Source organism: Coxiella-like endosymbiont (genome assembly GCF_024730665.1).
Taxonomy (GTDB): Bacteria; Pseudomonadota; Gammaproteobacteria; order Coxiellales; family Coxiellaceae; genus Coxiella.
The window spans coordinates 765,395-786,385 of the sequence record NZ_CP084737.1; the positions used below are offsets into that span (position 1 = coordinate 765,395).

Genomic DNA, 20,991 nt, shown 5'->3' on the forward strand with positions numbered 1-20,991 from the left:
TTTGGGAAGAGAAGTTTTTATAGTGGAGTAGTTGCTGCTTCAAGCCAATCAATTAGTTCAGTAAAGGGTAATAAATCCTTTACTGTTTGATAAACTTGGCAATGATAGTCGTTAATTTGCTGCATTTCTTCATGGGTGAGTGCCTTGACTTGGATTAATTTTCGACAATAAGGGACTAGTGTAAGATCTTTAAACGCGTAAAAAGGGCCGTGTTGAGTCTGGCTGTCATCTACGGTAAATTTTTCGATTACTAAACAAAGGTTTTCAATTCGGATACCGTATTTATTAGCTAAATAAACGCCGGGCTCATTACTCAAAATCATGCCTGGTTGAAGAGGAATATGCGTATTGTGAGCAGTAATGGCTTGCGGTCCTTCATGTACACATAAATAACTACCAACACCATGCCCTGTTCCATGTCCATAATCCAGTGCTTTACGCCAGAGAAATTGGTGCGCTAATGCGTTAATATGTTCTCCACAAGTGTATTTTGGGAAGACTGCATGCCGGATTGCCAAATGTCCTTTAAGCACTAACGTATAGAGCTCTTTTTGCTCTTCCGTTGGCGTTCCTAAATGGATAGTGCGAGTAATGTCGGTCGTTCCAGCCGGATACTGGCCACCGGAGTCAATGAGGTAAATAGAGGAATTATCGATGCGACTATCGGTTTTTGGGGTTGCGGAGTAGTGAATAATAGCACTGTGCGGTCCAAATCCACTGATAGTTGCAAAGCTTAAATCTACACAGCGGGAATCCTCCCGACGAAATGTCTCTAATTGCTTACTAGCCGTTATTTCAGTAATGTCTTCTCTCCAGTGGGTTTCGATCCAGTGTAAAAATTTGATCATGGCTATGGCATCGATGATATGAGCTTCGCGTGCGCCTCGCTGTTCTGTTGGATTTTTTACAGCTTTTTCCAGCGCAATGGGTGAGGGCTGAGTAACCCAATCAATAGAATTTTTTAACTGTTTCTTGATCCACCAGTTTGTGGTTGTTGGATCTATCCATAGTGTACTGTCTGACAATTGTCGGAGCGCATTAGGAAATGCCTCGTAAGATTTTACTTGAAGAGAAATTTCTTTAAATTTTGATTTAACTTCCTCTGTAATTTTGTCGAAATCGACGAAGAGAGTAGCTTCTTTTGCGGTCACAATCGCATAGCTAATTACGAGCGGATTATAGGCAATGTCGTTGCCTCGAATATTAAAGAGCCAAGCAATGGCATCAAGGATACTAAGTATGATGGCATTAGTATTTTTAGACTGCAGAGTTTTTCGTAATTGAGCCAATTTCTCTTCTGCGCTTTTCCCTGCGTAAGGTTGAGGTTGCAAACGGATAGGGGTTTTTGGGATTGATGGACGGTCCTTCCAAATCTGATCGATGAGGTTATCTTCGACAGCTATTAGTTTACCCTCGTTTTTTTGAAGCACTTTCTCAATCTTTTCTGCTTGCTGAATACTGATAAGACGGGGGTCAGTGGCAAAAGTGAGGGGGCGTTTTTGTTGGGATAGCCATTGAGCAATGGCTGATATTTCACCATTCTCTATTTTTATTAATTGATACAAAGAATGATCAAGTTGCCGTTCAGCTTGTAAGAAATACCGCGGGTCTGTCCAGAGAAAAGCTTCATGCATCCCGACTACGACGTCTCCTGCAGAGCCTGTAAAATTGCTTATCCAAGCACGACGTTGCCAGCAAGGGGTACGTACTCGTTTTTATGCGGATCGACTGCAGGGACATAATAATAATCTGCGCCTATCTTACGGACGAGCCTTCGTAATTCAGATAAACGAGCAGCGATAAACCTCATACACTTTCTATTTTTGACAGAGCTCCATATTTCGTCGCACTAAACCTTTCTTCTCATCCTGAGCTCTCTAAAGGGAATTTTTTGACTAGGAATTATAAAGCAATCATCCCACAAGTAACAACAGCTATTTAATCTATATTCCAAAGAAGGTAGAAATCCAGGCTGATATTTGTTTAGTCATATTTTTTGACTCCTGTCTTTAAAGAAATGATAGGCTTTAGTTTTTATTAACGATGAAAATAGTATGGCGGGGCGGGAAGCGGAAGGGATAAAAAGATCCATTAGTGCTGTTCCGATTTTTGGGGTAGGATTACTAAAGGTATATTTTAAGAACACTTTAGTATGATAGGATGCTCCATCATATGCAGAAATCGGACATTGTTATTGTAGGTGCTGGACTGGTAGGTACAAGCTTGGCAGTAGCTTTGCAAAATCAAGGGCTACGTATAGCTATTTTAGAACATCATTTACCACAAACCACGATGCATGTTCCAAGAGACATACGGCCGATTACTTTATCTCTAGGTAGCCATCAAATTTTGCATACTTTGGGTGTGTGGAACGATTTAGTTGATGAGGTTTGTCCGGTTAGTATCGTGCACGTATCAGAGCAAGGCGTATTAGGTTCAGTACGTTTTCGAGCCGATGAATTAGGCGTACCTGCCTTAGGTTATGTCGTACCTTTTTTTAGATTACAAAAGATCCTTTATCAGCGAGCTACTGCTCAAAAAGATGTTGAGATTATTGCAATGAATCAAATAAAAAGCATTCAATGTGGTTATGAAAACGCTGTAGTCCATTACGTAACGGTTGATGGAGAAACACGACAATTAGTTGCTGATTTATTGGTAGGCGCTGACGGTACACGGTCTATAGTGCGTCAATTTTTAAATATTGCTGCCAAAGAAGAAAATAAAAATGAAATCGCATTGGTTGCATTGCTGGAGTTAGAAAAACCGCATCATTTTACGGCTTATGAGCGTTTTACATCGCGAGGCATATTAGCCGTTTTGCCCCTCTTCCATCGCCATTACTGTCGTTTGGTTTGGACGATGTCGAAAGTAAAAGCGGATGAAATAGAACAATGGACAGATGAACGCTTTAAAGAAGCAGTGCAAATAATTTTTGGCCATTATCTCGGAAATATTAAATCGGCTATACGAGATAAGCGATATTTGTTGCATCTATTACTAACTAAGCGACAGATTCAATCTCATTCTATATTGATTGGAAATGCAGCGCATACGTTTTACCCCTTTACAGCCCAGGGATTTAATTTAGGTTTGCGGGATGTGGCAGTGCTGAGTGAAGTGTTAACGACCGCACATCGCGAAAAAAAACCATTAGGCGATATTCATCTTTTACAAAATTATGAACGGTGGTGCAAAACAGACCAAAATCTGGCAGCAGGGTTAGCACGTGGCATTTCTGGGTGGTTTGGTTTGCAATTGCCGTTGATAAATCGGCTGCGTGGATTGGGTTTATTAGCAACAGAATTATTATTCCCATTTAAAAAACGCCTAGCTAAAAGCGCAATGGGTTTGGTGGGTCGTTTACCGAAATTGGTTCGGGGATTAAAACTCGATGATCATGACACAGTTATGTGAATTAAAACCGCTGACAATTATTGGTGGTGGCGTGGTGGGATTGTTATTGGCCGCGTTATTAGCCGACGAGAAAATAAGTGTTGTGGTTATTGAAGCGAAAAAACCTTTATTGCACTGGGATAAAAAAGTTTGGATTCGCGTGTGAGTGCGATTAATTCTGCATCACAACGCTTATTAAAAATAATTGGTATTTGGAAAGAAATTGATTTAAAAGCCTACTCCCCTCTGATGAAATTAAGAGTATGGGATGGTTTGGGGGAGCCGAAATTATATTTGATAGTGCGGATGTGGGTTCGCCTTCATTAGGCGCTATTGTTGAAAACCGAGAAATAGTGCGTGCTTTGTGGCAACGGTTAAACAACGATCCCTATGTTAGATTGGTTTGTCCTGAAAAACCTCTCCATTTGTTACAATCGGATGATTTTATCGAGCTTGAATTGAATAATAAACAAAAAATAAAGACATTTTGTGTAGTAGGTGCTGATGGTTCGCATTCCTGGCTACGAGAAAAAATGAAAATCGAATTAAGTGAGCGTTCTTATAAACAAAGCGCTATAGTTGCAGTTATTAGGACTGAAAATGATCATCAGAAAACAGGCTGGCAGGTTTTTTTACGAGAGTCGATAATAGCGCTGTTGCCATTAGCTGATTCGCATACTTGCGCTATTGTATGGTCTTCCATAGCTGAAGAAACTGACAAATTAATGATGGCAGATGAAAGAACATTTAAAGTAGAGCTAAACAATGCTTTTAAATTTCGGTTGGGAGAGATTCGTTGCCTGAATTCTCCTAAGTTGATTCCGTTAGTCATGCATCATGCAAAAAAGTATGTCAAACCAAGAATGGTCCTCGTGGGTGATGCAGCTCATACGATTCATCCTCTGGCGGGGCAGGGTGTAAATTTAGGATTTATGGATGCAGCTTGTTTAGCGCAGTGTATTATTGACGCGCAGCGAGAACAACGAGATGTGGGCAGCTTACGGGTTTTACGCCGTTATGAACGTTGGCGTAAAGGCGATAATACGACGATGTCAGCTGCTATGCGTTTACTTAAAGAATGCTTTAGCGCCCAATTTCCATTCATCGTGCAAGCGCGTAATATGGGTTTGGCGATAGCCCATCGTTTTAATTTTCTCAAAAATTTTTGTATGAAAATTGCTATGGGTGAGATGAATGATTTACCGAACTTAATGAAATGAAAGTATCTTTTCTGTTCTGCATCTCATAGAATCTTATTCGAATCGGTAAGTTTGAGATCGGAGGGAGTAGCATTTGTAAATTTTTTACGATAGCTTCAAAGATATCGTTACTTTTGGAGGCCGATTGCATTTTACCTACTTTAATCCAATTTTGACATTAAAAAGTTGTTGCTGATTTCCTTTTCTATTCAAGAGCATTAAAATGCTTTTTAAATGCATTAAAATAAAAACCAATAATACCTCCATAAAACTTAAAAAATTATGATGATTATTATGGTAGTATTATAAAAAAGGTTGAATCTATCACAATGAAAGTAATATTTAGTTATGAGGAAGAAATTGCATTACGTTTCATAAAATCGTTAATCTCTGCAAAAAGTTTTAAAAATTAAATCAGAGATTATTTTAAATTAAAAGAAGGATGAAACTGACTTTATAAAAATACGAACCTGAATAACCCCTTAGATGAGATCTATAAACTAATTATTCAGGATTAAAAAAGACAGAATTGATGGAATCAAATCACTTAGAATTTTCTCTATGTCAACCTTGAAAATTTAACCAGCAGCTCTTGTGCTCTTCGTACTTCGCTCAGCCCAATCCCACTGCTCTCGGACTTGTTCTATTTCAAAATTATTACATTGAGCAATACGGTTGACTTTGCAATCCATGGACGGTTCCTCAATCACAACATGGACAATGGGAATAATAAAATGGCTACTCACCTCTACCTTACTAAAATGCGTCTCTTAATCTGTTTCTAGTAATCGATTAATTTAAATAACTAATTAAATAACATTCGATACAAACCATGTACGAAGAACGTCGTCAAAGTGCAAGCGAAGACAGGAGGTATTGTTATTGCGGGGAATTTTGGGTGAGTAAGCCAACACCACTTGCACCTGCCTGTTTTAAAAGAGCCATCATTTGCACCACTTTTCCGTAATTCACTTCATTATCACCTTTAACATAAATTTCCCTTTGTTGATGTTTTTGTTTGGCAAGCTGTAAAGCGGCAGCAACACGAGTAATTAATTCTTTAGTTGAAACCGGTTGTATAAAATCATCTGAAATATTGAGAAAATAATTTCCATGATTGTTGATGCTAATGATAATCGGCGTCTCTTGTTGAGCAGGAAGCGCTTTTACCTTAGCTTGAGGTAATTTGACATTGATTCCTTGAGTCAATAAAGGAGATGTAATCATAAAAATCACTAATAAAACTAACATGACGTCAATGTATGGAACGACATTAATTTCAGCGATCGGTCGTCTTCGCATGTTCCCCTCTTTCTTTAAATGTAAGACCGGTGATGTAATATATTTAAAAACTCCTCTTGAAAGGTGTCATAATTTTGCGTGATACGATATAACTCATCAGAAAATCGGTTGTAAGCAATAACAGCAGGGATGGCAGCAAATAAACCAACTGAAGTTGCGATCAATGCTTTTGATATTCCCGGGGCTACCATTGCAATTGTCATTTGTTGAACAGCACATAAGGCGCGAAATGAAGTCATGATACCCCAAACGGTTCCAAATAAACCGATATATGGGCTTGTCGATCCTACGGTTGCTAGAAAATTTAAATTGCGTTCAAGAAAATCTACTTCGCGAGTTTGGGCGATACGCATAGCGCGTTGCGTGCCTATAAACATAATGTCAGGATGCGTTTTTAATTTTTGATGGAACCTGATAAATTCGTTAAAGCCGGCATAAAAAATACTTGATAAACCAGAAAGTTTCTCTTTTTTTCAGATAATTGGTGATAAAGTGTTGCTAAATCACTACCTGACCAGAAACGACGTTCAAATTCTTTCATTTCAAGTCGCATTTGTTTTATTAAAAAAATGCGTTGTAAGATGATTGCCCAGGAGGCGATAGAAGCAAGAAATAAAAGAAAAATTACTGTCTCAACAACAATACCGGCGTCCCTGATAAAACTCCATAATGTTAGTTGGCTATCCAATCTAAATTCTCCGATTAAAGAAGCATGCATTCTAACAAAATCAAATGCTCTTTGCTTTAAAAATGTGATTATTTGCACATCATATTTTTAAAAACTACGTTTTTTTAGAATCTATCCATTCATGTTGAAAGATTTTCGTTTGGTTCCTGGTTCCTATCAATTTTTGCAATCCATTACTGTGAGAGCTAAGCTCCGAGGCTATTTGTAAGATGGTGTCCGTACTCGTAAATAATTGAGCGAAACTGATGTGTGAAGAAGATAAATAGTGCAAAGGTAAATCATTCGAAGAAGGACAATAAGGCTAAAAATAAAAAAGATCCCTCATTGCTCAATTCCAATACAAACGCAATGGTAAAGAGAATGACTCTCGTCGGTTAAGAAGAAATGTTACATTGTCATAATGCTATTTTGAGTTTAAGAGATATATAGGCCCAATAAGCTGTAGATTGAGCGCAACATCAATTCAGAACGAAAAGCAGCCGAAATACACACACATATCAATGGCCCATCCATCCGGTTGTGGTGATTGCAAAAAGTTAAGGCAGAGAGGATTCATTAGGCTTTCAAGTGCAGTGTGGTAATTCTCACGCCATAGCTAGGGAAAAGTAAAGCCGTAAAATAAAAGGGCACACCTTTTAAGTCGCCGATGCTTAATAAAAGTTGACTGAGTGCAGCATAAAAGCGACCGTGTAAAAGAAAATTTTTTCTCGTGTTTGTTAAGCAGTTTTAACTAATTAGCTAACTTTTAATAGTGATAAAAAGTCCGCGCGTATAACAGTCGTTAAAAAGTTGCAATCCAAGCAACCACCACGGAGTATATAATACGAAAATAACCGATAACAAGAGCCTAATACTCCAATCATCCAATGGAGCACACTACCAATCTTGCTAAATGGAGACTCGCCATGATGTAAAGTGAGAAAAAGTCGTTGTCGGGTGTAAAAGATTAAACCTAACAAGAATGAAAAACGGTAATAAGGAAAATTTTTCCTGATTTCATAGTTATTACTGTTACGTAAAAAATAAAAATAACAGATCTAATTTTCTTGTAAGAATTGTGTAGAGTTTCATATCAATTACTCACAACCAACAGCTATGTAATCCATCATCCCCATGAAACGGGAAAGAAAGGCTACGTTGTTATCATACTTTCTAACTAAATCCACTCATTCGCCTGTGCTCGGATAGCGGTCTTTAGATTTTTCATTCTTCATCAATGGTGAGCAATGATAGTAGCATGACCTGGTAAACCAAAGTGCTGATAGGTTTGTTGCGTGACAATTCGTCCACGTGGTGTACGAATGATAAGACCTTCCTGAATTAAATAAGGTTCAATAACATCTTCAATGGTACCACGCTCTTCACTGATGGCTGTGGCTAAACTTTCGATACCAACGGGTCCGCCCTGAAACTTTTCAATTATGGTATGAAGCAATTTTCGATCCATTAAATCTAAACCGCGAATATCGACGCTTAATAAATTCAATGCTTCTTTTGCAACGGCTTCAGTGATGATGCCATCCGTGCGTACTTGCGCGAAATCACGCACTCGGCGAAGTAACCGATTGGCAATTCGCGGTGTGCCACGGGACCGTCGTGCAATCTCGATTGCGCCCTTTTTTCGATGGTTACATCAAAAATATGAGCAGCACGTTTGATAATATGCATAAGATCATTAACGCGATAAAATTCTAATCGCTCAACGATGCCAAAGCGATCGCGCAGTGGTGATGTTAATAATCCGGCGCGCGTCGTGGCACCGATTAGGGTGAAGGGCGGTAAATCTAGCTTAATCGATCGTGCGGCCGGCCCTTCGCCGATGATAATATCCAGTTGAAAATCTTCCAAAGCTGGATATAACACTTCTTCAACAGCCGGATTTAATCGGTGAATTTCGTCGATAAATAAAACGTCGTGTGGTTCAAGATTAGTGAGCAATGCTGCAAGATCTCCTGCTTTCTCAAGTACAGGCCCTGATGTTTGTTTTAAACCTGCACTCATTTCGTGAGCAATGATATGTGCTAATGTGGTTTTTCCTAAACCCGGAGGTCCAAAAATTAAAACATGATCTAGCACTTCTCTTCGTTTGATAGCCGCACGAATAAAAATTTCCATGTGCTCACAAACGCTTTCTTGACCAACATAATCTTGAAGTCGCCGAGGCCGAATAGAGCATTCGATAGCAAGCTCACTCTCACTAGATTGCATAGCGACATTAGTAGGATGTTTTTCAGTTTGAATCGTATCCATCGCTCATGTTATTACCTGCTTTAATGCTAAACGAATTAATGCCTCAATGGTGAGCAAGGGAGGTTGTCGAACTGCGTCAACGGCGCGTTTTGCTTCTTTAGGTTTATATCCTAACGCAATTAATGCTCTGATGGCATCTTGTGTCGGTTGATTAATGGGAGCACCATTTCCTTTTGAAGTAAATGCATTCGTTTGCCAACGCATTAGTGCGTCTTTTGTTTCGACTATTAAGCGTTCTGCTGTCTTTCGTCCAATGCCAGGGATACTAACGAGTTGGTCGACGTTTTGATGAAGAATGCATTGCACGAATTCATCATGGCCGATGGCTGATAAAATAGTTAAAGCGGATCTTGGACCTACACCGCTCACCTTAATTAAAGCACGAAAAAGACGCCGATCGCATTCACCATGGAAGCCATAGAGTATATGAGCATCTTCGCGAATAACCAGATGGGTGTAGAGAATAACTTCCTCAGAGGTATCAGCTAAATAATGAAAAGTAGATACGGGTGCTGCAATTTCGTAACTGACCCCCGCCACTTCCAACAACAGGTAGGGTGGCTGTTTTTCAAGTACAATTCCTCGAAGTCGCCCGATCATATTCGAGTGCCTCTTTTTTGAATTTGTGTTAATTTTTTTGATAAGCGTTGAGTTGCTGCATGACACAATGCGATCGCTAAAGCATCCGCTGCGTCGACAAGCGGTTTTTTAACTAATTGTAACAATATGCGAACCATATGTTGTACTTGCATTTTGGTTGCAGCGCCATATCCTACGATAGCTTGCTTGATTTGGCGTGCGCTGTATTCGGCTACTGGTAATGCCTGATTAGCGGTAGCGACAAGAGCTGCGCCTCTGGCTTGCCCAAGTTTTAAAGCTGACTGAGGGTTATGAAAGGTAAATACTTGCTCGATAGCAACTTCCTGAGGTTGGTAAGTAGCAATCACATGACGCAATCCCTGATGAATTTGTTGTAAACGAACATTGAGCAATTCAGAATTTGTTTTGATTTGTCCAAAGGTAATGCAGCCTTGTTTTGATTCCTGAGACCAGATTATCCCATAACCTGTGATCCTCAATCCCGGATCGATCCCGATGATAATTCGTTTCGGTTTGTCCATGTGCCGTCCCTATTCTAGCTGGTAAAGGTTCCCTATACAAGAAGGCTCGTCGTCAGAATAGTTATTATTATAGCGCTTCACTGGCTCGGCGTTAGAATACACATTTTGTACGTCATCTAAATTTTCCAATGTTTCTCTCAGACGGAGCATTCGTTCAACATTTTCTTTATCTAATTTAATTTCAGTTGAAGCCAGTATAGTTACTTCTGCATAAGAAAAATTGAGGTCGGCGCTTTTCATAGCATCGCGTACTTTTTCAAGTTTCTCAGGTACTGTAATGACATTAATACTTCCATCATTATTGGTTGTGATATCATCTGCGCCCATTTCTAAAGCCATTTCGATAATTTTTTCCTCGTCGCTATTGGGAGGGAAAGTAAGTAAACCACGTTGTGTAAAAAGATAAGAGACCGACCCATCTGTGCCCAGATTGCCTCCGCATTCCCTAAAAGCATGTCGCACTTCAGCCACGGTACGATTTTTATTATCAGTTAAACAATCCACCATGACAGCAACGCCGTTAGGGCCGTATCCCTCATAGCGAACTTCCGCTAAATTATCGCTGCTGGCTTCACCACCGGTAACGCGCTTGATAGCGCGATGAATCATATCTTTTGTCATATTGGCGGCATAGGCCTTATCTACCATAGCGCGCAATCTGGGGTTGGAATCAACATCTTCTCCGCCCAAACGTGTTGCCATGCTGATTGCACGGATTAATTTTGTAAAAATCTTTCCGCGTTTTATAGCCTGTCGTGCTTTGACATGCTTAATATTTGCCCATTTGCTATGTCCAGCCATGATGAATACCTGCTAAGGGAAGTTATTCTCTCCTGTGTTTGCCTACCCATAGTCCTAAAGCTTCTAGTTGTTGGATTGCAACCAGCGTAGGAGCGTTTGTCAATGGACAATTGGCAGTTTGGGTTTTTGGGAATGCGATGACATCGCGGATGGAGGTGGCGTCTGTCATAATGGCAGTTAAACGATCCAATCCAAATGCGATACCTCCCAACGGAGGACAACCAAACTGCAATGCTGTTAGCAGATGACCAAACTGTACTTCGGCTATTTCCTTTGAAATTCGCAGAATTTTTAACACTGCGTATTGCATTTCTATGTTGTTAATACGAATAGAGCCGCCACCGATTTCACTACCGTTTAAAACCATATCATAAGCGCGGGAAAGTGAAGCACCCGGATCAGCGAGAAGTTTTTCGATGTCTTTTTCTTGAGGAGCGGTAAATGGATGATGTAATACTTGCCAAGAGGTGGTTCCTCCACTATCTTCACGTTTGAACATCGGAAAATTTGTGACCCACAATGGTTTCCATTTTCCTTGGTATAAATTGCAATCTGCACATAAACGATCACGCAATGCACCCAAAGACTCATTCACGATTCTCGTTTCATCTGCTCCAAAAAATAGAATGTCTCCGTTTTTCGCTTGCGTGCGTTTGAGAATTTCAAGGATGGTATTGTCAGATAGAAATTTTAGAATTGGTGAGTGTAATCCTTCAATGCCTTTTTCCATATTTTTAATTTTGATATAAGCTAGCCCCTTAGCACCATAAATTCCGACGAATTTCGTGTAATCATCGATGGTTTTACGCATTGTTTCTAAACCGCCTGGCAATCGCAAAGCAGCCACGCGACCCTGGGGATTATTAGCTGGTTCTTTAAATACTTTAAATTCGACCGATTGCATAAGATCAGTTATATCAACGAAAATTAAGGGGTTACGAAGATCAGGCCGATCCGTACCATAATTTTTTATCGCGTCGGCATAAGTCATTTGTGGAAAAGGATTGGGCAGTTGCACATTTAAAAACTTAGAAAACAAATACCGCATCATAATTTCCATCAAATCCTGAATATCTTTTTCTTCGATAAACGACATTTCTAAATCAAGTTGGGTAAATTCAGGCTGACGATCGGCCCGTAAATCTTCATCACGGAAACACCGCACGATCTGATAATAACGATCAAAACCAGCCACCATCAAAATTTCTTTAAAAATTTGCGGCGATTGCGGTAATGCAAAAAAATGACCAGGTTCTACACGACTTGGGACTAAATAATCACGAGCACCTTCTGGTGTTGATTTTGTTAGTATTGGTGTTTCAATATCGAGAAAGCCTCGCTCGTCTAGAAAGCGACGAATTTCGCGAGTAATATACGAGCGCATTTTAAGTCGATAAGCCATCTCTGGTCGCCTCAGATCGAGATAACGGTATTTCAGTCGGACTTCTTCTCTAACTTCCTGATATTCACTAATATTAAAGGGTAGTGCTTTAGATTGGTTTAATAATTCAAGATGAGTTGCAGCGATTTCCACTTCGCCAGAAGCAATGTTGTGGTTGATAGTTCCTTCTGGACGTTTTTTAACAGTGCCTGTGATTTTAACCACATATTCGTTTCGTAAATTTTCAGCCATTTTAAAAACGTTCTCTTGTGTCGGATTGCAAACTACCTGAACCAACCCCTCTCGATCACGCAGATCGATGAAAATTAATCCCCCATGATTGCGACGTCGATGTACCCACCCGTAAAGTATCATCGTCTGCCCAACTAACGATAGATTGATCTCATCAGTGTAATGCGTGTGCATATTATTCCAGATAGTGAAATAAGCTTGAATATTAGCGAGAGTTGTTGAAGGGATCAAGTCACTTTTTCCTACTTATAAAAGCTCTAGGATTTATGATGCAAAGCCTTACAGCAATAAACTGTCACATCCCCAGCGCTGGAGAAAAGAAACTTCGCTCGGCTCATTGGCTTATTATATAAAATCCTTAGATTAAAAAACATATGGCAAAGTTCATATAATAGTAGAGTAATAAAGGTGAAGACACCGAGTAAGCAGATTCAAAGATGAATCACGTTTCAGATAATTAAAGGGATACTGGTAATTAATTAAGAAAGAAGATATAAATCCTTGTGGTAATGAGGATCAATATCTTGGTCAAGTAAGGCTTGATAGATAGTTCGAAAAGAGGAGGTGAGCAGTGTCTCCCGCCCGCGGGCCCGCCGCGGAGTGTGTCGTCCACAACCAACGGCATAGCCAGAATCGCGTGAAAACATGCACCAAAATAGATGCGGCAGAGATGTTTAACTAAATTTTATAGTGTTTATCCCCTATCACGATGGTTGATAGATAAGAAATATAAAAAATAATAGATAGAAAGAGCAAGAAACATTCCTATCATTACAGGTACTTTCTTATGAAAATAACGAAATTTACTATTGCTAACAGACATATTTTCGTTCCATGCTTCCTGCTCAATGGTAGTCGTTACTCCACCAGAGAAGAATAGAGCAATGACCATGCTTTAATGCGGTATAAAAAATAGTTATTGGTGAAAAGGTAGCATATTTCGGGATCAATACAAAAGAAAGCAATCGTCAAAAGGAATGATGGGGAAAAAACACCAAATGCACAGCGCAATAGCCTATTTTAGGCTATTGCGCTGTGCATTTGGATCTCTTTGCTTAAAATTGAGATAACACTCTTAGATAGTAAATGTGGTGGAAATGTATACTATATAGGGTTATTTGCTTATCGCAGAGAAATTGAGCCAATATAGGGATTATGAAAGAGTGTGAGGCAATTGAGTATGGAGTATTTGCCTAAAAGGAAACAATTATTCGGGAGATCTATTCAGATGGTATTTGTGGACTAGGATTAGAAAGTGAACCAGGGATGGAAGATTGTGTGGTACAAAACAGCCAGCGTGTGATCATCGTTTCCTCCATTAAAGATAACACACAAAATTGTTGGAAGTGAGAAATCTTATGCTCCATTGACCTTTGCAAGGATACTCGATAGCACTACTTTTCAAAAAGATTAGCTTTTAAATTGAATAAATGCATATGTCACTTTTACAACGATTTAATACTTCGAATAGAAGGAATGCGGACTAAAATGTGTTCCCACTATTAAAATAAATAATGAGCTATGAAATTAATGACTAGTAAACCGGTGAAAAAGAATGTTAAAGTGAAGTTTAATCTTAGACCGGGCATGTTGTATACACAAATCTCTGCTCATGGTGTGGTGTAGCGATAAGATAATAAGTTCCGTCTCTAGAAGATCGACGAGAAAGAGGATAACAAAATTGCTACTAAACGTAATCTAGCAAGAAAGTAACGGCGAATAAGGTTTTTCATGTTGTTTTCAATTTTCTTCGTCCTGTTTAGCCTTTTTATCTCTTCTTTTTTTGATCATTATTTTAATCAAAGTGAATTGAGGTGGAGGAAGGTAATTCGGCAGATTTCTTAGAAAGAATGATTTTCCAACAAAGATTTACATCCATTTAAAATGTGGAAATGACCTTTTCTGTAATAAAGAAGATGATTAGTCTGTCTCGGTTGTATCGCGCTTTAGGTCAGCTATAAATAATCGCAACAATGTTCCAAATCCATAATAGTGCCCATAATTTAAGCTACTATTTCCAAAGTTAACGCTCAATGAGACAATTAAAAGAGAGCATTAAACTTAAATGATGAATTTAAGATTGGCATATAAATAAAAATTCTTTTGGCCATCTATTTTCATGATTTTCATTTTATTATTCATGATGTTAACTAAGAAATAGATTTAAATGAATAGATAGCGTTATGAATCTCGGACCCATAATAAAGTAAATTAATGATTAATTCGCCATTCATTAACCGTATATTCTTGAAGGTAAAAGAGTGATTAATTACCAAGAGAGATAAGTTGTTGAGATTTTCTATCCATATAATTTCGATGCAATTTTTATAGTTAAATGGAGATTTGATAATAATCTCCAAAATTTTCAAATCTGATTCGTTCAATTTAAATTTTATTTTTATTGGATTGTGATTAATATAAATGGATATATGTTAGATCATTTCTAATTTCATAAAAGAGGGGGTCCCGATAAATTTTAGTAATGCAGTTAATTTTAAGCTATCAATGATCACTTGTTCCTTCAACAGCGGAATAGTATTGAAGTAAGAAAGGTGATTGTAGTCCAATCCGCAAAAATATGATTTTCTCTATATACTGCTGTTGAGATTGTATAAATATAAAGATCTAATATAAATACATTGCTAATTTTTTCATAAGTACCGCCACCGACGGATATATACCCTTCTTCTTCGATATATTCACCGGTGCGATGAATGATTGTTGCATTAACTAAGCCAAAATATTCTATGATCATCAAATATAACAAGATTTCTTGCATCCAATGATAAATTTGCTTACTATTTGGATCAGTGAGGCGTGATAATTGCACTCCATATTAGCATCTACATGCTATCCGGTGAAAAACCGTTATATTTTCCATCGCGTGACTTCTAAAAAGACATCCAGCTATTTTAACTAATTGATAAAGCGTGAATTATCCTCCTAATTTGGGTACAATAACCGACATGGAACAGTCAGGTCTTTTAGAATCTCTTAATCCACCGCAAAAAAAGCAGTTACTTCGCCTTTTAAGCATGTCCGTATATTAGCGGGGGCAGGGAGTGGAAAAACAAGGGTGTTAACTCATCGTATAGCTTGGGTCATTCAGCAGAAAAGCGTTTCGCCTTATAATATTCTTGCCGTCACATTTACAAACAAATCAGCTCATGAAATGCGCGAACGAATCAAGTCCATGCTAGGGATTCCTATCGATGCCATGTGGACAGGGACTTTCCATCAGTTAGCCCACCGTTTGCTCCGTACGCATTGGAAAGAGGCAGATTTACCGCAAGCTTTCCAAATTTTAGACGCGGATGATCAGTATCGTCTAATTCGGCGTGTACAACGGAGTCTTAATCTAGAGGAATCACAATGGCCTCCAAAACAAGCGCAATGGTTCATTAATAACCAAAAAGAAGAAGGACTGCGTTCTAATCAAATCCTTAATGCAGATGGCGCTTATTTTACAGAAACACTGATTAAAGTCTATAAAGCATATGAAGAAATTTGCCGCCCTAGTGGATTGGTCGATTTTTCAGAACTCTTATTGCGCTCTCTTGAACTGCTGCGCAATACTCCTTCAATTCGAAAACATTATCAAAAACGATTTCAACACATATTAGTCGATGAATTCCAGGATACTAACACCATTCAATACATCTGGCTACAATTGCTGGTCGGAAATGATACTAGTGTGATGGTCGTGGGTGACGATGATCAATCCATTTATAGTTGGCGTGGGGCAAAAATTGAAAATATTCATCGATTTTCTAGCGATTTTGGTGATGTAGAAACTATTCGTTTAGAACAAAACTATCGCTCTACACAAACCATTCTGAACGCAGCAAATGCTATTATTGAAAACAATAGTAATCGTCTCAGGAAAAAATTATGGACCTATAATCATACCGGAGAGCGAATTACTCTATGCACCGCCTTCAATGAACACGACGAAACTTTTTATATTATTTCCTGTATTGAAGAATGGATTCGCCAAGGTCGGCACTATAATGAAATCGCTATTCTTTACCGTTCTAATGCGCAGTCGCGTTTATTTGAAGAGCGATTGGTCGATCGTCAAATTCCTTATCGCATTTATGGTGGACTAAAGTTTTTCGAACGTGCTGAGATTAAATATGCACTCGGTTATTTACGTTTACTAGCAAATCGCGACGATGATGCAGCGTTTGAGCGTGTCATCAATACGCCAACGCGCGGCATTGGCAATACAACTCTTATCACCTTGCGCACAACTGCTTGTGATAAAGGTATTTCGTTGTGGCAAGCTACCCTTTATTTGATTAAGAGCCAGGCTTTGAATTCTCGGGCATTAAATGCCTTACAAAATTTCTTTCAATTAATCGAAACACTGCACAAAGAAACAAAAAATCTTCCTCTAAGCGAACAGACAAAAACCGTATTAGCAAAAAGCGGTTTATTAGTGTTGTATAAAAAAGATAGGAGCGAAAAAGCTCTTTCTCAGGTTGAAAATTTAGAAGAATTAGTTAGTGCTACTTCGCAATTCACTCCTGATAAAAAAATAGGCTTATCGCCTTTAGACGCTTTTCTTTCTCATGTTGCACTAGAAGCGGATGGAGGACAAGCGAATTTCTATAACAATTGTGTCAATTTAATGACGTTGCATGCGGCAAAAGGCTTAGAGTTTCCATTACTTATTATCAGTGGTCTGGAAGAAGATTTATTTCCTCATTACATGTCAGCTGAAACTAAAAATGGAATTGAAGAGGAACGTCGATTATGTTATGTCGGCATAACACGCGCAAGAGAAAAATTAATTTTAACCTGTGCTGAATGCCGTCATTTACACGGATTGGAAAAATTTAATCAACCCTCTCGTTTTTTAAGCGAAATTCCTGCTGAATTAATTGATGCGGTGCGCCCTACTCGAAAAATAATACGAATTTCCTCGACAAATTCTACATCATACCAATTTATCAGGAAAAACAATCTGCATGTTGGTCAGCGTGTTAATCATAAAAAATTTGGGCCCGGCGTTATTACTAATTATGAAGGACAAAGCGAACATGCCCGTCTACAAGTGAAATTCGACAAATCCGGTACTGCTAAATGGCTCATGGTTAGCTATGCTAAGTTGGAAGTATTGACATAATTCTTTCCGAATCGGTATTCATATTTATCTACTATCCAATATTTTTCGTCGTTAGCTTAGATAATGGCGTGAATAAAGGTTCCGAATCACTGTCATTTTTATAATTTCCTTTATACTTTTAAGCATTCTATTAAGTTTTTGTGTTTTCAAAGTTATCCCAAAATTTTCAAATTGCTATCATCGCTTTTAGTGTCGCATCCCTCCTTTATTTAGTTGCTAAAGAAATGCTCGCCAACACCTACAAAGTCTCTAAAACTTATCTCGAAATAGTCTATTTTCATTAGATTTTCACTTATATTATTTGTTCATTTAGATAAAATTCACTAAATATTTTACTAACAAGGTAAAAAGCCACCAGTATGTTGAGTAAGTTTGTACTGCTAGCGTGGGAGTTGCATTTGATAAATAAATATTTCTCTGATACTACATGATTGACAATCATTGATAATTATTCTCTGATAATCGTTGCCTATGTTTTCTCTCGATAACCTCCTTTAGTGTTTTCGTAATAACCTATATGAAACACAAATACACCATTAAATACCTAATTTATGATGAGCTAACTTTGTGTAGTATCCCATCGCGGCATTAAAATTGTGTCGTCCAATGACTTTAATTTATTAAAACTTGAATCGAAATCGAAACAGTACATAACTTTTTACCGTCGCAGTAGCCAGCATAAGTTTTAAAGTAATGGCAACCAACACGGTGGTAATTGAACTTCCCTTACTGTCAGAAAAATGAATAAAATACTAACTAAAATTTTTCTCGTAAAAATCAATAAACTTATGAACTTCCAACGAATAACAAATAAGTGCCTAAGGCCTACAGCCATTAACAATAACGCCAATAGCCATACCAACAGGAACAAAATCTTCAATAACCATAAATCACCATATTGTTAGCACGATTCTTTTTCATCAATCATGAGATCGGCAATAAGTTTCTCGTAAACAAAAAGCAGCGATAAATGCAACAAAAAAACCAATGGGTAACATTAACATTGCCCATTGAAAATCAGAAGCTCTGTAATTTGCAGAAAAGTGTTGAAAATAGACTACCTGTAAATCCATTAATCGTCCAAAAAGAGGTTGGGAGACAGCTTGGCCCATCATTGTAGTAATACTAACTACACTGACAGACATTGCTGTAATTGCAGGTATACTACTTTCCGCTACCACTGGATACCCAATTACTTGAGTACTTGTCGTTAGTCCAATAGAAAAAAATAAAAATAATAAAGCGGGGAAGGATAAATATGGCCCACACATTATGATCAAAATTAATACTAACGATAAAATAGCACCTATCAGCATCGGTAAACGACGCAAACTGATTTTATCTGACAAAAAACCAACCGTTGGGCCACCAATCACTGTCCCTAAAAACAACATGCTGATTACATATGTCGCATCGAGTTTCGTGACTTGATGTGCGTCTACCAGATATAAAACACCCCAAACACCCCCCAACAAACTAATGGGTAAATTCATCAGGCATGTATATATGCCTCCCAACCAATTTTGTGATTTTAGAAAAACCAATCTCGCGCTTTCCCAGTATCCAATCTCATCCACTTGCTGTCGTTCTAATTGATAATATTCGCGATCATTCGACGGAAAATCTTTCACAACGCTGGCGATGATAGCAAAAATTGAAATTCCAAAAATGGCATCAATTAACAGTGCCCTCCGCCAATTCATCGATTCTGCCAATAAAGTTAACGGGGTCTGTGCAGCCATTCCACCCAACATAGCCATAGTTACAATAATACCTGTCACCAACGCCAATCGGGCTGAGGAAAACCAACGGGTTGCTAATCGCATAACGCTTAAAAAACAAAACGCGCTACCAATACCCATTAAAAATCGGAATATAGAAGCCCAAAACACAGATTTTGTCAAAGCAAACAAAAATACACCTAAAATGCAAATACTCAACGAAGATAAAATAATCTTTCGTGTCGAATAGCGATCGAGCAATATCCCTGCAGGGAATAGAAAAATAACATTAGAAATAAAATAAAAACAAGATAATTCTCCCAATTCTGTAGCTTTGATATGAAAAGATTGCATTAATTGTACACTAATCGCATTAAACATATTCATCTGAATAAATTCGTAAAAGAAAAAGAGCGATGCCGATAAACAAACTAGCCACGCATACCATGAGCCGGATTGTTCACATGGTTTTAAATTTAAAGAATTCTCGATACTGATAACTGACTTTTTCATTTCGGGATTTTCCTTTCTCGGTAGAAACAGTGAGTTTTTTTACAGGCTTCCTGATCCCAACACAAAAGCTAACGGTATCATGGTTTTAATGCCAAGCCGACAATCTTTAGAAAAGAATACCACTTGATTAACAATGTCTTCCGTGTTAGTAAGCGCCAAAGAATGATTGCTTTTAGCAACCAAGGATAACTTACTAATTTATGTGCCGGTAATAAATTCTAATACTAGCAAAATAGCTAATAATGCGAATAAAGATAAAAAGGCAACTGTATAAGAAATAAAACTAAATAAAGGCAATAATCACCTACAATCATAGGGTTCTCATAATCACTTGATTTTATCCGAAGCCACCCCATACTTATTTTCCGATGATGACGCCAATTACAAAGCATCTAGGTATAAAAAACAGTATGTATTTGTGTTAATCAACGAATTTGCACAAATATAAACTGTCTACATAATATCTATCAAAATTAGCAAGACTTCATACGCTTGTAAAGGTAAACAATTTATCGCACACCAACTTAATATCTTAATATCTGTTAAGAGCATGGCACCGCCAGAGAAAATAGATGGTTGTTTATTTTGGGATGATGAATTTCTTCATTAGCGACAGGCTTTCTTAGGTAAAAAAGAAACGGTAAGAAGCGATAATTCCGTAAAATATTAAGATATAATCTCTGTGCTTTCTAGGTGCGATTATTTTTGTATAGTGTTGCTGAATCAATACTTTAGTTATAGAGTAGAACTGATGTCGTAATTGCAGCATAAACATCTTTGCCTATGCTTTTGCTTTTTCTAGGAAAGTTTATTGGTCATTTTATCTCAATACCTAAATGATATCCGATTCTACAGTCTCTTTCTATAGCCTCTAGTTCCCTAAGTTATTCACAAAGCATGGTTTTTTAGGGAATATTTTTATTCTAGTTTTAATAATTTTTCGGCACTTTCCCATCTGAATTTCTCGGCCACCTTTTATTACGATTAAAACTTTTACAGTGCATATTAGTAGCTTGATATTGAGAAGAGGGAAAAGATGATAGGGAAAAGATGATTTTGTTCGTGATACAGAATTTATTTTTTGGCTTCTTTTTAGCTTAGTACTTGGTGACAAGATTACAAATTAAATTGATATCAGAATGAGTAATCTTTTTGATATTCCTTCATATCTTCAATATAGGAAAGAATTTTATTATTGAGCCTAACTTTTCTGTTAAACGATTATATTTCAATACT

The 20,991-nt window shown here is 37.9% G+C and carries 13 protein-coding genes and 3 pseudogenes; 4 read left to right on the forward strand and 12 right to left on the reverse strand.

The window, feature by feature from the left end; all coding sequences use genetic code 11:
- Nucleotides 1–17 precede the first annotated feature (17 nt).
- A complete protein-coding gene (locus LG660_RS03265) occupies nt 18–1,634 on the reverse strand; it encodes an aminopeptidase family protein P (protein ID WP_258267275.1) in 1,617 nt (538 codons plus the stop codon).
- A 538-nt stretch (nt 1,635–2,172) separates the two neighbouring features.
- On the opposite strand from LG660_RS03265, the gene LG660_RS03270 reads away from it, so the two are divergent.
- The 3 genes from LG660_RS03270 (at nt 2,173) to LG660_RS03280 (ending at nt 4,616) form a co-directional block, all read left to right on the forward strand.
- On the forward strand, nt 2,173–3,417 hold the full coding sequence (locus tag LG660_RS03270) for an FAD-dependent monooxygenase (RefSeq protein WP_258267276.1): 1,245 nt from the start codon (nt 2,173–2,175) through the stop codon (nt 3,415–3,417).
- A complete protein-coding gene (locus tag LG660_RS03275) occupies nt 3,401–3,562 on the forward strand; it encodes an NAD(P)-binding protein (RefSeq protein WP_258267277.1) in 162 nt (53 codons plus the stop codon). Before LG660_RS03270 ends, LG660_RS03275 begins: the two co-directional genes overlap by 17 nt.
- Nucleotides 3,563–3,659: 97 nt before the next feature.
- Complete coding sequence (locus LG660_RS03280) at nt 3,660–4,616, forward strand: FAD-dependent monooxygenase (RefSeq protein WP_258267278.1); 957 nt, start codon at nt 3,660–3,662, stop codon at nt 4,614–4,616.
- Nucleotides 4,617–5,474: 858 nt separating this feature from the next.
- Here the strand turns inward: LG660_RS03280 and tolR are convergent.
- The 9 genes and pseudogenes from tolR to LG660_RS04335 all read right to left on the reverse strand — a co-directional run.
- Nucleotides 5,475–5,897 carry a protein TolR gene (gene tolR, locus LG660_RS03285; protein ID WP_258267279.1) on the reverse strand — a complete coding sequence of 141 codons (423 nt, stop codon included), beginning with the start codon at nt 5,895–5,897 and terminating at the stop codon, nt 5,475–5,477.
- A gap of 14 nt (nt 5,898–5,911) precedes the next feature.
- On the reverse strand, nt 5,912–6,250 hold the full coding sequence (locus tag LG660_RS04490) for a MotA/TolQ/ExbB proton channel family protein (protein ID WP_507136695.1): 339 nt from the start codon (nt 6,248–6,250) through the stop codon (nt 5,912–5,914).
- A 41-nt stretch (nt 6,251–6,291) separates the two neighbouring features.
- A complete protein-coding gene (locus LG660_RS04495; protein ID WP_258267280.1) occupies nt 6,292–6,585 on the reverse strand; it encodes a MotA/TolQ/ExbB proton channel family protein in 294 nt (97 codons plus the stop codon).
- Nucleotides 6,586–7,798: 1,213 nt separating this feature from the next.
- Nucleotides 7,799–8,835 (reverse strand): annotated as a pseudogene (gene ruvB / locus LG660_RS03300) (Holliday junction branch migration DNA helicase RuvB).
- Nucleotides 8,836–8,838: 3 nt separating this feature from the next.
- Nucleotides 8,839–9,435, reverse strand: a complete 597-nt coding sequence (gene ruvA, locus LG660_RS03305) for a Holliday junction branch migration protein RuvA (RefSeq protein ID WP_258267281.1) — start codon at nt 9,433–9,435, stop codon at nt 8,839–8,841.
- Nucleotides 9,432–9,956, reverse strand: coding sequence for a crossover junction endodeoxyribonuclease RuvC (gene ruvC / locus LG660_RS03310; RefSeq protein WP_258267282.1), 525 nt, complete (start codon nt 9,954–9,956; stop codon nt 9,432–9,434). Before ruvC ends, ruvA begins: the two co-directional genes overlap by 4 nt.
- A gap of 9 nt (nt 9,957–9,965) precedes the next feature.
- Nucleotides 9,966–10,757, reverse strand: a complete 792-nt coding sequence (locus LG660_RS03315) for a YebC/PmpR family DNA-binding transcriptional regulator (protein WP_258267283.1) — start codon at nt 10,755–10,757, stop codon at nt 9,966–9,968.
- Between the two features lie 22 nt (nt 10,758–10,779).
- Complete coding sequence (aspS, locus tag LG660_RS03320) at nt 10,780–12,564, reverse strand: aspartate--tRNA ligase (RefSeq protein WP_373566708.1); 1,785 nt, start codon at nt 12,562–12,564, stop codon at nt 10,780–10,782.
- Nucleotides 12,565–15,031: 2,467 nt separating this feature from the next.
- Nucleotides 15,032–15,124: pseudogene (locus LG660_RS04335) on the reverse strand (peptide deformylase); the annotation flags it as partial.
- A gap of 232 nt (nt 15,125–15,356) precedes the next feature.
- Between LG660_RS04335 and uvrD the strand changes: the two are divergent.
- Nucleotides 15,357–17,521: pseudogene (gene uvrD / locus LG660_RS03330) on the forward strand (DNA helicase II).
- Nucleotides 17,522–18,441: 920 nt separating this feature from the next.
- On the opposite strand, the gene LG660_RS03335 reads toward uvrD, so the two are convergent.
- Both LG660_RS03335 and LG660_RS03340 read right to left on the reverse strand, forming a co-directional pair.
- Nucleotides 18,442–19,755, reverse strand: coding sequence for an MFS transporter (locus LG660_RS03335; protein WP_258267286.1), 1,314 nt, complete (start codon nt 19,753–19,755; stop codon nt 18,442–18,444).
- 39 nt (nt 19,756–19,794) lie between these two features.
- A complete protein-coding gene (locus tag LG660_RS03340; RefSeq protein WP_258267287.1) occupies nt 19,795–19,938 on the reverse strand; it encodes a hypothetical protein in 144 nt (47 codons plus the stop codon).
- Nucleotides 19,939–20,991 lie beyond the last annotated feature (1,053 nt).

Coding starts and splice junctions, on each gene's coding strand:
- LG660_RS03265 (WP_258267275.1), bottom strand. CDS start 1,634: ATGCATGAAGCTTTTCTCTGGACAGACCCGCGGTATTTCTTACAAGCT.
- LG660_RS03270 (WP_258267276.1), top strand. CDS start 2,173: ATGCAGAAATCGGACATTGTTATTGTAGGTGCTGGACTGGTAGGTACA.
- LG660_RS03275 (WP_258267277.1), top strand. CDS start 3,401: ATGACACAGTTATGTGAATTAAAACCGCTGACAATTATTGGTGGTGGC.
- LG660_RS03280 (WP_258267278.1), top strand. CDS start 3,660: ATGGGATGGTTTGGGGGAGCCGAAATTATATTTGATAGTGCGGATGTG.
- tolR (WP_258267279.1), bottom strand. CDS start 5,897: ATGCGAAGACGACCGATCGCTGAAATTAATGTCGTTCCATACATTGAC.
- LG660_RS04490 (WP_507136695.1), bottom strand. CDS start 6,250: ATGCGTATCGCCCAAACTCGCGAAGTAGATTTTCTTGAACGCAATTTA.
- ruvA (WP_258267281.1), bottom strand. CDS start 9,435: ATGATCGGGCGACTTCGAGGAATTGTACTTGAAAAACAGCCACCCTAC.
- ruvC (WP_258267282.1), bottom strand. CDS start 9,956: ATGGACAAACCGAAACGAATTATCATCGGGATCGATCCGGGATTGAGG.
- LG660_RS03315 (WP_258267283.1), bottom strand. CDS start 10,757: ATGGCTGGACATAGCAAATGGGCAAATATTAAGCATGTCAAAGCACGA.
- aspS (WP_373566708.1), bottom strand. CDS start 12,564: ATGCACACGCATTACACTGATGAGATCAATCTATCGTTAGTTGGGCAG.
- LG660_RS03335 (WP_258267286.1), bottom strand. CDS start 19,755: ATGAAAAAGTCAGTTATCAGTATCGAGAATTCTTTAAATTTAAAACCA.